We start from the raw sequence: 12,204 nt of genomic DNA on the forward strand, positions 1-12,204 counted from the left end.
GTAGGTTCGGGGCATGCATGCGATGACGATTCCCGTACCCGGAGGTCCCGAGGCACTGGTGTGGGCCGAGGTGCCCGACCCGGTGCCCGCCGAGGGCGAGGTCCTGGTCGAAGTGGCGGCCACCGCCGTCAACCGTGCCGACCTGCTCCAGCGGCAGGGCTTCTACAACCCGCCGCCCGGCGCCTCGCCCTACCCGGGGCTGGAGTGCGCCGGGCGGATCGTCGCGCTCGGGCCCGGGGTGTCCGGCTGGGCGGTCGGCGACGAGGTGTGCGCCCTGCTGGCCGGCGGCGGCTACGCGCAGCGGGTCGCGGTGCCCACCGGGCAGTTGCTGCCGCTGCCCGCGGGGCTGTCCGTCGAGCAGGCCGCGGCGCTGCCCGAGGTCGCCTGCACGGTGTGGTCCAACGTCTTCCTCACCGCGCACCTGCGGCCCGGCGAGACGGTGCTGCTGCACGGCGGTGCGAGCGGGATCGGCACGATGGCGATCCAGCTGGCCAAGGCGGTCGGCGCGCGGGTCGCGGTCACGGCGGGCAGCCGGGAGAAGCTGGCGCGCTGCGCCGAGCTGGGCGCGGACATCCTGATCGACTACCGCGAGCAGGACTTCGTCGAGGCGCTCCGGGACGCCACCGGCGGGGCCGGGGCGGACGTGATCCTGGACATCATGGGCGCCAAGTACCTCCAGCGGAACGTGGACGCGCTGGCGGTCAACGGGCGGCTGGTGATCATCGGACTCCAGGGCGGGGTGAAGGGCGAGCTCGACCTCAACGCGCTGCTGCGCAAGCGCGGCGCGGTGATCGCCACCAACCTGCGCGGGCGGCCGCTGGCGGAGAAGGCGGCGATCGTGGCGGCGGTGCGGGAGCACGTGTGGCCGCTGGTCGAGTCCGGGGTGGTGCAGCCGGTGGTGGACCGGGTGCTGCCGCTGGCCGACGTGGCCGAGGCGCACCGGGTGCTGGAGCGCGGGGAGCAGGTCGGGAAGGTCGTGCTGCGGGCCTGAGAAGGGGGCGGCCCGGCGGCGGGGCGACACCAGGCAGGGCGTGAATTCGCCCGAAATGCCGTAGCGCCGGGGGCGTGCGAATCTGGTCCGGAGCAGTCCCGCCGCCGATCCCGCCCCCGGGCGCCGTCGGCCGTCGGAAGGACTCCGACCGTGGCCGCATCACCGCACGCATCCCTCGGGCCGCTGCCCGTCGCGCCGCACCACCGTCGTTCTTCCCACCGCTCCCCGGGCCGTGTCCAGCGGCTGGTCGCGGCGGCCGTGCTGGGGCTCACGCTCCCACTGGCCGCCGCCTCGGCGGCGATGGCACTGCCCTCGTCCGCGGTGCTGTCCCCGCCGGAGGCCGCTCGCTCGCCGGAGGCGGGGGCGAGCGCCGGGCAGGGCGGGGAACCGGACACCTCCGGGCCGGTGGCCGCGCCGCGGCGACGGCCGGTGCCGCATCCGCATCCGAAGCCGGACGGCGACCTCCCGCAGGCCCACCGGCACCACCCGGCCTCGCTGCCCGAGCGCTCCGACGCCGCCGTGGAGCAGGCCCCCGAGCAGGCCGTCGAGCAGGCTCCCGAGCAGGCGCCGGACCGGACCGCCGAGCAGGCGGTCGAGCAGGCCCCGGAGCAGGCCCCGGAGCAGGCCCCGGAGCAGGGCGTCGAGGCCGAGCCGCCGGAGACCGACGGGGAGGCGGCGGAGACCGGGGCCCCCGGCAATGCCGCCGCCCCGGACCCGGCCGCCGTGGACACCGCGGACGCCGCCACTGCCGCCGGACAGCCGGTCGCGGCCGTCGCCGCCGTGCCCGCGATCTTCCCCGTCCACTGGCAGGACGCCTCCACCACCCAGCTGCCGCTGGGCGTCGGCCTGGGGCTGATCGGCTGCGGCCTGGGACTGGTCGGCGTGCGGCTGCGCAAGGGCTGAGGCGCCGGGCCGGGCCGGGATTCCGGCCGGTCCGGGCCGGTCCGGGCCGGGGCGCCGTCGGCGGGCGGGCGGTGGCCGGGGAGCCGGAACTGAGTATCCGTACGGATTCCCGTGCGGCGGCCGGGGGCGTACCTTCGTCACGGGTGGCGCAGGACGGCGGGACGACCGGGGGCTTCCGCCCGACCAACCCCAGTGAGAGAGAATGTTGTTCATGACGAATCCGATGAACGAGCGCCCGTCGCAGGAGCCCTTCCGGGCCGCCGGCGGGCAGTCGCAGGACGGCCAGAAGGTGCTGATCGTCGGACCGGATGGGCTGCCCGTGGGCCAGGGGTTCGCCGGCACGGTCGGGGACGGGGACGACGAGGGCGACGTGCCGCGTGAGCTCCCGGTGACCGAGATGGTCGAGCAGCCCGCCAAGGTCATGCGCATCGGCAGCATGATCAAGCAGCTGCTGGAGGAGGTCCGGGCGGCGCCCCTCGACGAGGCGAGCCGGGTCCGGTTGAAGGACATCCACGCGAGCTCGATCAAGGAGCTCGAACTGGGACTGGCTCCGGAGCTGGTCGCCGAGCTGGAACGGCTGTCGCTGCCGTTCACCGACGACACCATCCCGACCGAGGCCGAGCTGCGGATCGCCCAGGCCCAGCTGGTCGGCTGGCTGGAGGGTCTGTTCCACGGCATCCAGACGGCCCTGTTCGCGCAGCAGATGGCGGCGCGGGCCCAGCTGGAGCAGATGCGGCGGGCACTGCCGCCCGGTCTGCACAGCGGAGAGTCGGACGAGGACGAGCCGGGCCCGGGCCGCGGCATCCGCTCCGGTCCCTACCTGTAACCGCACCCGGCGGGTACGCGCCGGTACCCGCCGGCCGGTCCGCCCGGACCGCCGACGGACCGGACGTACCGCGACGGTCCGCCCCGGCCCCGGCCACCGGGACCGGGGGCCGGCGGCCCGGGACCGCTGCCCGGCCCTGGGCCGATCACCGTCGGCGCGAGCCGATACCCTGACCCCTGTCGCCGGCCGGTGGAACCGCCGCGGCAGGGGCCCGCCGGGCCAGCGGGCCGGGCCCACCACGCACGGACGAGACCGAACGTCAGGCTGCGGCGAGCACGCCCGCGCCGAGGGGGAGCAGAGGACCATGAGCGAGCACGGCAACGCGGCGGTCGAGGGCTTCTCGCTGGGCAACGGCCGCTATGTGCTGCAGCGACTGCTGGGCGAGGGCGGCATGGCCTCCGTGCACCTCGCCCACGACCGCGTGCTGGACCGGCAGGTCGCGCTGAAGAGCATGCACAGCGAGCTGGGCCGGGACGACTCGTTCAAGGAGCGGTTCCGCCGCGAGGCCCAGGCCGTGGCCCGGCTGGAGCACCCCAACATCGTCACGGTGTACGACAGCGGCGAGGACGTCGCCGCGGACGGCTCCAGCACGCCGTACATCGTCATGCAGCTGATCGACGGCAAGGGTCTGCGCGAGGCGATCAACGAGGCGATCGGCCAGTACGGCGCGATGCCGGCCGAGGAGGCCCTGAAGGTCACCATCGGCGTGCTGAACGCGCTGGAGGCCTCGCACGACATGGGCCTGGTGCACCGCGACATCAAGCCCGGCAACGTCATGTTCGACCGCAAGGGCAACGTCAAGGTCATGGACTTCGGCATCGCCCGTGCGCTGGAATCCGGCGTCACGTCGATGACCCAGACCGGCATGGTGGTCGGCACCCCGCAGTACCTCTCGCCCGAGCAGGCGCTCGGCAAGCCGGTGGACGCCCGCTCCGACCTGTACTCGGTCGGCGTGATGCTCTTCGAGATGATCACCGGGCAGCTGGTCTTCGACGGCGACTCGGCGTTCTCGATCGCCTACAAGCACGTCCAGGAGGAGCCGCCGGCCCCCTCCACCCTCAACCGCTCGGTCACCCCCGAGGTGGACGCCTTCGTCGCCCAGGCGCTGCGCAAGGACCCGGCGCACCGCTTCCAGAGCGCGGCGGCGATGCGGGACGAGGCGGAGCGGCTGATCGAGGCCGCCAAGGGCGGCGGCAACGGGCAGTGGCTGCAGGCCAGCACCCCGCTGGTGATCAACGAGGGTCCGCGCTCGGTGCACGCCGCCCCGCAGGCCCCGCAGGCCCCGCAGGCGCCGCACAACCCGCAGACGCCGCAGCCGCAGTACCTCCAGCAGGGCGGGCCGCAGCAGTACCGGACCCCGCCGCCGGCGTACCCGACGCCGCAGCCGCAGACCCCGCACCCCTTCCCGCAGCAGTACCAGACCCCGCCGCCCGCCTTCCAGCCCCCGCGGCCGCAGGCCCCGCACACCCCGCACCCGCAGTTCCTGCAGCAGGGGGCGCCGCAGGCGCACACCCCGCCGCCGCAGCCGATGCCGCCGTACCAGCAGCCCAAGGCGCCCACCGGCGGCGGCTGCTCGACGGCCGTGGTCGTGATCGGGATCATCGTCGGCGTGCTGGTGCTCGCGGGCATCATCATCGCCATCGTGGTCAACAAGGCGGACGTGAAGACCGGCGGCAAGTACAGCCACGGGGAGCGTCCCGCCAACGTGCTGGTCGCCGACCTCCCCGCCGACCGGAATGGCCTGCTCTGACGGATTCCGGCCGGTTCGGGGGTGCCGCGTCCGTCCGCCGGAAGCGGTAGCGTTCGGGGATACGTAAGCGACAGGGCAGCGCGATCCGAGCGAACGCCCGGGGCGAGGAGCGATGGCACAGACGCAGCAGCCGGACGACGACGCGGGTGTCCGAGCGGTCGGCCGGACCGGCGGGACCCCGAGGATTCCCGAGCCCGGCAGCGAGGCCCAGACCTCGGCGCTGCCGCCGTTCGGCGGTCCGCAGACCCCGGGCCGCGGCACCGCCGTGCCGCTGAGCACCGTCGGTGACGGCCGCTACCGGCTGACCTACCGGCTCGGCCGTGGCGGCATGGCCGAGGTGTTCGCCGCCGAGGACGTGCGGCTCGGCCGCACCGTCGCGGTCAAGCTGCTGCGCGGCGAGCTGGCCCAGGACGACGTCGCCCGGCTGCGCTTCACCCGCGAGGCACACGCCGTCGCCGCGCTCAACCACCACTCGATCGTCGCGGTCTACGACACCGGCGAGGAGTACGTCGGGGACGAGTCCACGCCGTACATCGTGATGGAGCTGGTCGAGGGCCGCACCGTCCGCGAGCTGCTGGCGGACGAGGAGGCGCCGCCGGTCGACCAGGCGCTGATCATCATCGCCGGGGTGCTGGAGGCGCTCGCCTACAGCCACCGCAACGGCATCGTCCACCGTGACATCAAGCCCGCCAACGTGAGCATCACCAACGCCGGCGCGGTCAAGGTGATGGACTTCGGCATCGCCCGGGCGCTCACCGGCGGGGCGACCACGATGACCCAGACCGGCATGGTCATGGGCACCCCGCAGTACCTCTCGCCCGAGCAGGCGCTCGGCAAGCCGGTCGACCACCGCTCGGACCTGTACGCGGCCGGCTGCATGCTCTACGAACTGCTCACGCTGCGCCCGCCGTTCACCGGTGACACCCCGCTGTCCGTGGTCTACCAGCACGTCCAGGACCCGCCGCTGCCGCCCTCGCAGGCCAACGGCCGGGTGCCGACCGGGCTCGACCCGCTGGTGCTGCGCTCGCTCGCCAAGAACCCGGACGACCGCTTCCAGGACGCCGACGAGTTCCGCGCCCACGTGCAGCACGCGCTGCGCGAGATGCACGGCGCGGGCGGGGCGGTCTGGGCGGGCGCGACGGCGGGCGACACCGGCGCGACCCAGGTGCTCCGGCCGGACCAGGCCGCGGCCACCGCGGCCTTCGGCGCGGTGGGCCCCGGCGACCAGACCTCCGTGCTGCCGTACCCGACGGGCGGCCCGCACACTCCCTCGTCGCCCTATCCGGCGGCCGGCGGCCCGTACGGCGACGGCGCGGGCGAGGAGGACGGCGGCGGCCGGCGGCGCGGGCCGTGGGCCTGGGTGGCCGGTGCGATCGCCGTGCTGGTCGCGGCCAGTGCGGGCATCGCCTTCGCGCTCAGCGGCAACGACAAGGTCGACCCCACGGTGTCCCCGACGCAGCCCCCGGCGGTCACCAGCAGCGACACGCCGGTGCCGGTCCAGAGCGGCCTGACGCCTCCGCCCACCTCGGGTTCCGGCAGCAAGAAGCCGCAGCAGCCGACCGACCCCAACACCACCGGGAACAACACCGGGAACAGCGGAAACAACATGTCGCCGTCGCCGGGTTGGGGCAAGCACACCCCGACCCCGACGCCGACCGGGACCGCGAGCCGCACGCAGACGCCCGCCTCGACGGCGCCCACGACCGGTGGTGCGACGCCCGGCGGCGGGGGCGGCAACACGCTGCCGCCGAACCCGCTGCCGAGCAAGACGAACCCGCCGGTGACGCCGCCACCCTCGGCGCCCGCGCAGTCCGGGAACGGCTGACCGGCCGACGGGCCGACCGGCCTCGACCGGTCCTGCCGACCTCGCGGGTCGGCCGGACCGGCCGGTAGGCGGTCAGTTGGCGAAGGCGTCCAGGACCTGTTCGTACTCCTGGCACCACCACGCCAGCTGCCCCGCGGAGGCGGGGTAGAGCGGGTCGGCCCGGTGGTCGGCCCGCTGGTAGCGCCACTGCAGCATCCAGAAGTCGTTCAGCCGTTCCCACCAGACCCGGTGGACGGCGGCGGCCAGGTGCTCGGCGGTGGCGGCGCCGGAGGCCCGGTAGGCCTGTGAGTAGCGGCGGACCCGGACCAGGTCGAGGACGCCGGACGAGCGGTCGTTGAAGAGCAGCGTGGCGGCCCGGACCGCCTCCTCGGCGCGGGGCTGCGGGCCGAGCTTGTCCCAGTCCAGGACGGCCGTCACCAGGCCGCTCCGCGGGCCGTCGCCGTACAGCAGGTTGAGTCCGTGGAAGTCGCCGTGGGTCCAGCCGGTGGGTGGCGCGGCCGCCGGGGCGGGGCGGCGGTGGGCGTGCTCGGCGAGCAGTTCCAGCCGTTCCGTGAGCCGTTCCACCACCAGGGCGTCCAGCTCCCCGGCGGGGTGCTGCTCGCGGGCGCGGCGCCGCAGGTCGCGGGCGAGGGCGGCGCTGTCGACGGCGTCGGCGCTCCGGTATCCGGCGGGTTGTTCGAGGGGGGCGCAGACGTCGTCGAGTGCGCCGTGCAGTCGGCCGAGCAGCGTGCCGAGCGCGTCGCACTGCGACGGTTCGAGCTCGCCGCCGTGCCGGTGCCGGCCCTCGACCCAGGGGAACAGCGCGAACAGCCGGCCGCCCCACGAGGCCACCGTGCCGGACCGTTCGGCGCAGGCCAGCGGGGGTGCGACAGGCAGTCCGAGGGCGTTCAGCGCGGCCATCGCGCGGTGGTGGGCGACGATCTTCGGGCGGCTGGCGGTGGCGGAGTCGACGTAGCACTTCAGGAAGTACGGACCGGCCTCGGTGGTGACCAGGTACCCCCGGTTCAGCAGGCCCTCGGCGACCGGTTCGGCGGTCAGCAGCCGTCCTGTCCGGTAGCGGGCCAGTACCTCGGCGAGCGCGCCCAGCGGGACGGGTGGGCTGAGGGTCCCCATCGGCGGTGCGGAGAGGTCGGGGCGGGCCGGGGCGCAGGCGAGGGTCTGGCTGAAAGTCACGTGCAGAGGTTATGGCCCCCTTGCGGGGGCCCTTGACAAGTCATCAGTTCTGTGCAGTCGTGCGGTCAGTACTGGTGGTCGACCTGGTGCCGTGCCACGAAGGCGGCCGCCTGGGTGCGCCGCTCCATGCCCATCTTGGCGAGCAGACTCGAGACGTAGTTCTTCACCGTCTTCTCGGCCAGGTGCAACTCGTTGCCGATCTGACGATTTGTCATACCTTCGCCGATCAAATCCAGGATTCGCCGCTCCTGCTTGGTGAGCTGGGCGAGCCGCTCGTCCTCCTTCTCCCCGCCGTCGCGCAGCCGGGCGAGCACCCTGCTGGTGGCGATCGGGTCGAGCAGCGAGCGGCCGGCCGCGACGTCCCGGACGGCGGTGATCAGGTCGGTGCCGCGGATCGCCTTCAGCACGTAGCCGGAGGCGCCGGCCATGATCGAGTCGAACAGCGCCTCGTCGTCCGAGAACGAGGTCAGCATCAGGCACTTGATCTCCGGCAGCCTGGACCGGATCTCGCGGCAGACCTCGACCCCGTTGCCGTCCGGCAGCCGGACGTCGAGCACTGCCACGTCCGGGTGGACCGCCGGGATCCGGGTGAGCGCCTCGGCGGCCGTGCCGGCCTCGCCGACCACCTCGATGTCGTCCTCGACCGAGAGCAGATCGTGCACGCCCCGCCGGACGACCTCGTGATCGTCGAGCAGGAATACCCTGATTTGTCCGTTATCAGTCACGTCCAAAGCCTCCCATACCACCGTACGAAAGACCTATCACCCGTACCCCGGTCACGACGTGATCCGGCCAGGGCCGTCCGAAACCGATACCGAGAACCCCCTTACGCACGGGCTTCCGCCCGGATAACGTGCGCTGGTGTCCTGAAGGCGCTCGAATTGAGAGCTGCGTCACGCCGACCGTCACCCCCACCCTTCCGACGGCGAGCCGATCGCGGCACCCTCGGGGTTGTAGGCCCTGAACAAGTAGGACGTCCTAGCGCAAGCGCGTCGAGGGCGGACGCTGGGTAACGTTCTCGTGAGGGACGCCGTCGGAACAGGATCACCACCTGCCCCGCAGTGGGAGCGCACACCCACGCGCGCCCCGCGAGGCGGTGACCGGACCGGTCACCGGCGACCCCGGGCGGCCGGACAGACCGAGGAGTGAACGTGACCGTCAAAAGCACGGCGAGGGCTCGCAAGAAGGCGGCCCCCGGCGTCCCTGACACCCTCCGCGCCAAGGGCAAGGACGCCCAGCCGGAGCTCGTCCAGCTGCTCACGCCGGAAGGCGAGCGGGTCGAGCACCCTGACTACCCCCTCACCACCACTCCCGAGGAGCTGCTCGCCCTCTACCGCGACCTGGTGCTGGTGCGCCGGTTCGACGGCGAGGCCACCGCGCTCCAGCGCCAGGGCGAGCTGGGCCTGTGGGCCTCGCTGCTCGGCCAGGAGGCCGCCCAGGTCGGCTCCGGCCGCGCCATGCGCCCCGGCGACTACGCCTTCCCCACGTACCGCGAGCACGGCGTCGCGTGGTGCCGCGACGTCGACCCGCTGAACCTGCTCGGCATGTTCCGCGGCGTGAACCACGGCGGCTGGGACCCGAACGAGAAGAACTTTCACCTGTACACCATCGTGATCGGCGCGCAGGCCCTGCACGCCACCGGCTACGCGATGGGCATCACCAAGGACGGCGCCGACGACGCGGTGATCGCGTACTTCGGCGACGGCGCCTCCAGCCAGGGCGACGTCAACGAGGCCTTCACCTTCGCCTCGGTCTACAACGCGCCCGTGGTCTTCTTCTGCCAGAACAACCAGTGGGCGATCTCCGAGCCCACCACCACCCAGACCAAGATCCCGCTGTACCGCCGCGCCTCCGGCTTCGGCTTCCCCGGCGTCCGGGTCGACGGCAACGACGTGCTGGCCTGCCTGGCGGTCACCCGCTGGGCGCTCGACCACGCCCGCAGCGGCAACGGCCCGGTGCTGATCGAGGCGTTCACCTACCGGATGGGTGCCCACACCACGTCCGACGACCCCACCCGCTACCGGCACGCCGAGGAGACCGAGGCCTGGAAGGCCAAGGACCCGATCAGCCGGCTCCGCGCCCTCCTGGAGAAGGAGGGCCTGGCCGACGAGGCGTTCTTCGCCGCCGTCGACGCCGAGAGCGAGCAGCTGGGGCTGCGGGTGCGCGAGGGCGTGCGCGGCATGCCGGACCCGGACCCGACCCTGATCTTCGACCACGTGTACAGCGAGCCGCACACGCTGGTCGATGAGGAACGGGCCGAGTACGCCGAGTACGCGGCCTCCTTCGAGGCGGGGGAGAACCACTGATGGCCGGTCAGCTGAGCATCGCCAAGGCGCTGAACGGAGCGCTGCGCAAGTCGCTGGAGAACGACCCGAAGACCGTCCTGATGGGCGAGGACATCGGCAAGCTCGGCGGCGTCTTCCGGATCACCGACGGCCTCCAGAAGGACTTCGGCGAGGACCGGGTGATCGACACCCCGCTCGCCGAGTCCGGCATCATGGGCACCGCGATCGGTCTGGCGCTGCGCGGCTACCGTCCCGTCGTGGAGATCCAGTTCGACGGCTTCGTCTACCCGGCCTTCGACCAGATCGTCTCCCAGCTGGCCAAGATGCACGCCCGTGCGCTGGGCCACGTCAAGCTGCCGGTCACCGTGCGCATCCCCTACGCGGGTGGCATCGGCGCGGTCGAGCACCACAGCGAGTCGCACGAGGCCTACTTCGCGCACACCGCCGGTCTGCGCGTGGTCACCCCGGCCAGCGCGCACGACGCGCACTGGATGCTGCGGCAGTCGATCGAGTCCGACGACCCGGTCATCTTCCTGGAGCCCAAGCGCCGTTACTGGGACAAGGGCGAGGTCGGCGACGCCGCGGACCTGGGCCTGCACGACGCCCGGATCGTCCGGCCCGGCACCGACGCGACGCTGATCGCGTACGGCCCGATGGTCAAGGTCTGCCTGGAGGCCGCCGCGGCCGCCGAGGAGGACGGCCGCCGCCTGGAGGTCGTCGACCTGCGCTCGCTCTCCCCGGTGGACTTCGCCGCCCTGGAGGAGTCGGTCAAGCGCACCGGTCGGGCCGTCGTGGTGCACGAGGCACCGGTCTTCCTGGGCATGGGCGCCGAGCTGGCCGCCCGGCTGACCGAGAAGTGCTTCTACCACCTGGAGGCACCGGTCCTGCGGGTCGGCGGCTACCACGCGCCGTACCCGCCGTCCCGGGTCGAGGAGGCCTTCCTGCCCGACCTGGACCGCGTGCTCGACGCCGTCGACCGCGCGTTCGCGTACTGAACCGGGGAGCGAAGATGACCACCGAAGTTCGCTCGCTCCGCGAGTTCAAGATGCCCGACGTGGGCGAGGGCCTCACCGAGGCCGAGATCCTCAGCTGGTACGTCAAGCCCGGTGACACCGTCACCGACGGGCAGGTCGTCTGCGAGGTGGAGACCGCCAAGGCGGCCGTGGAGCTGCCCATCCCGTTCAACGGGGTGGTCGAGAAGCTGCACTTCCCCGAGGGCTCGACGGTCGACGTCGGCACCGTGATCATCTCGATCGCGGTCGCCGGGGAAGCGGGGGCCGCGGCTCCGGCCGCCCCCGCCGCGGCTCCGGCGCAGGCGCAGGCTCCGGCTCCGGCCGAGGAGGTCGAGCCCGAGCGGCGCGAGGTGCTGGTCGGGTACGGCCCGCGCACCGGCACCGCCCAGCGCCGGGCTCGGCGGACGACCACCACCAGGGTCGCCGCGACCACGCCGGCTCCGGCGGCCGCTCCGGCCCCGGTCGCCGCCCCGGCTCCCGCGGCGCCCGCGCCGGTCGCCGAAGTGCCCGGCGGGGAGCGGCCGCTGGCCAAGCCGCCGGTGCGCAAGCTGGCCAAGGACCTCGGCGTCGACCTGCGCGCGGTCACCCCGACCGGCCGGGACGGCGTGATCACCCGCGAGGACGTGCACGCCCACGCCGCCGCTCAGGCCGCTCCGGCCGTCGCGGTGGCGGAGGTGGCCGGAACGGCCGTGGCCGAGCCGGCCGCGCCGCAGGTGCCGGTGCCCGCCGCGGGCGACGTCCGGGTGCCGATCAAGGGCGTCCGCAAGGCGACCGCGCAGGCGATGGTGGCCTCGGCCTTCACCGCCCCGCACGTCACCGAGTTCGTGCAGGTCGACGTGACCCGCACGATGAAGTTCGTCCGCCGGCTCAAGGAGAGCGGGGAGCTGGGCCGGGACGTCCGGGTCAGCCCGCTGCTGATCGTCGCGAAGGCGCTGCTCACCGCGATCAAGCGGCACCCCGGGATCAACGCGCAGTGGGACGAGGCGGCCCAGGAGATCGTCCTCAAGGGCCAGGTGAACCTCGGCATCGCCGCGGCCACCCCGCGCGGCCTGATCGTCCCGAACATCAAGGACGCCGGGTCCAGGACCCTCGCCGGGCTGGCCGTTTCGCTCGGTGAACTGGTCGAGACCGCCCGTCAGGGCAAGACCTCGCCGGCCGACATGCAGGGCGGGACGGTCACCATCACCAACGTCGGCGTCTTCGGCGTCGACACCGGCACCCCGATCCTCAACCCGGGCGAGGCCGCCATCCTGGCCTTCGGGGCGGTCCGGGAACTGCCGTGGGTGCACAAGGGCAAGGTGGTCCCGCGTCAGGTGACCACGCTGGCGCTCTCCTTCGACCACCGCCTGGTGGACGGGGAGCTGGGCTCCAAGGTGCTGGCCGACGTGGCCGCGCTGCTGGAGCGCCCGAAGCGCCTGATCACCTGGGGCTGACGGGA

General features: G+C 73.5%; 10 protein-coding genes. 8 read left to right on the forward strand and 2 right to left on the reverse strand.

Translation table 11 applies throughout. The features are described 5' to 3' along the window. Window positions 1-13: 13 nt before the first annotated feature. The 5 genes from ACFVVA_RS20420 (at window position 14) to ACFVVA_RS20440 (ending at window position 6,295) form a co-directional block, all read left to right on the forward strand. Window positions 14-991 (forward strand): NAD(P)H-quinone oxidoreductase, encoded by a 978-nt coding sequence (locus ACFVVA_RS20420; protein WP_387691330.1) that lies wholly within the window; start codon window positions 14-16, stop codon window positions 989-991. A gap of 150 nt (window positions 992-1,141) precedes the next feature. Further along, a complete protein-coding gene (locus ACFVVA_RS20425) occupies window positions 1,142-1,894 on the forward strand; it encodes a hypothetical protein (RefSeq protein ID WP_387691332.1) in 753 nt (250 codons plus the stop codon). Window positions 1,895-2,105: 211 nt separating this feature from the next. Then, window positions 2,106-2,720, forward strand: a complete 615-nt coding sequence (locus ACFVVA_RS20430; protein ID WP_387691334.1) for a bacterial proteasome activator family protein — start codon at window positions 2,106-2,108, stop codon at window positions 2,718-2,720. A gap of 304 nt (window positions 2,721-3,024) precedes the next feature. After that, window positions 3,025-4,470 (forward strand): protein kinase, encoded by a 1,446-nt coding sequence (locus ACFVVA_RS20435; RefSeq protein ID WP_387691336.1) that lies wholly within the window; start codon window positions 3,025-3,027, stop codon window positions 4,468-4,470. Between the two features lie 112 nt (window positions 4,471-4,582). After that, on the forward strand, window positions 4,583-6,295 hold the full coding sequence (locus tag ACFVVA_RS20440) for a protein kinase (protein WP_387691338.1): 1,713 nt from the start codon (window positions 4,583-4,585) through the stop codon (window positions 6,293-6,295). Between the two features lie 72 nt (window positions 6,296-6,367). On the opposite strand, the gene ACFVVA_RS20445 is transcribed toward ACFVVA_RS20440, so the two are convergent. Both ACFVVA_RS20445 and ACFVVA_RS20450 read right to left on the reverse strand, forming a co-directional pair. After that, window positions 6,368-7,468: a phosphotransferase gene (locus ACFVVA_RS20445; protein ID WP_387691339.1), complete on the reverse strand. Its 1,101-nt coding sequence runs from the start codon at window positions 7,466-7,468 to the stop codon at window positions 6,368-6,370. 65 nt (window positions 7,469-7,533) lie between these two features. Beyond that, the gene (locus ACFVVA_RS20450) at window positions 7,534-8,193 is read right to left on the reverse strand and encodes a response regulator (RefSeq protein ID WP_387691341.1); all 660 of its coding nucleotides are present in this window, start codon (window positions 8,191-8,193) and stop codon (window positions 7,534-7,536) included. A 426-nt stretch (window positions 8,194-8,619) separates the two neighbouring features. Between ACFVVA_RS20450 and pdhA the strand changes: the two genes are divergently transcribed. Genes pdhA through ACFVVA_RS20465 form a run of 3 tightly spaced genes read left to right on the forward strand, consistent with a single transcriptional unit; the run spans window position 8,620 to window position 12,199 of the window. After that, window positions 8,620-9,774, forward strand: coding sequence for a pyruvate dehydrogenase (acetyl-transferring) E1 component subunit alpha (gene pdhA / locus ACFVVA_RS20455; RefSeq protein WP_380353393.1), 1,155 nt, complete (start codon window positions 8,620-8,622; stop codon window positions 9,772-9,774). Continuing rightward, window positions 9,774-10,748, forward strand: coding sequence for an alpha-ketoacid dehydrogenase subunit beta (locus ACFVVA_RS20460; RefSeq protein WP_387691343.1), 975 nt, complete (start codon window positions 9,774-9,776; stop codon window positions 10,746-10,748). The genes pdhA and ACFVVA_RS20460 overlap by 1 nt, the downstream gene beginning before the upstream one ends. Before the next feature lie 14 nt (window positions 10,749-10,762). Next, entirely contained in the window at window positions 10,763-12,199 is a 1,437-nt protein-coding gene (locus ACFVVA_RS20465; protein ID WP_387691345.1) for a dihydrolipoamide acetyltransferase family protein, read from the forward strand. Window positions 12,200-12,204: the final 5 nt, after the last annotated feature.

This window comes from Kitasatospora sp. NPDC058048 (assembly GCF_042885555.1).
Lineage (GTDB): Bacteria > Actinomycetota > Actinomycetes > Streptomycetales > Streptomycetaceae > Kitasatospora > Kitasatospora lactacystinica.

What these genes read in the sequence shown, in the direction of transcription:
- ACFVVA_RS20465 (WP_387691345.1), top strand. Translation starts at nt 10,763, where the DNA reads ATGACCACCGAAGTTCGCTCGCTCCGCGAGTTCAAGATGCCCGACGTG.
- ACFVVA_RS20460 (WP_387691343.1), top strand. Translation starts at nt 9,774, where the DNA reads ATGGCCGGTCAGCTGAGCATCGCCAAGGCGCTGAACGGAGCGCTGCGC.
- ACFVVA_RS20435 (WP_387691336.1), top strand. Translation starts at nt 3,025, where the DNA reads ATGAGCGAGCACGGCAACGCGGCGGTCGAGGGCTTCTCGCTGGGCAAC.
- ACFVVA_RS20440 (WP_387691338.1), top strand. Translation starts at nt 4,583, where the DNA reads ATGGCACAGACGCAGCAGCCGGACGACGACGCGGGTGTCCGAGCGGTC.
- ACFVVA_RS20420 (WP_387691330.1), top strand. Translation starts at nt 14, where the DNA reads ATGCATGCGATGACGATTCCCGTACCCGGAGGTCCCGAGGCACTGGTG.
- ACFVVA_RS20430 (WP_387691334.1), top strand. Translation starts at nt 2,106, where the DNA reads ATGACGAATCCGATGAACGAGCGCCCGTCGCAGGAGCCCTTCCGGGCC.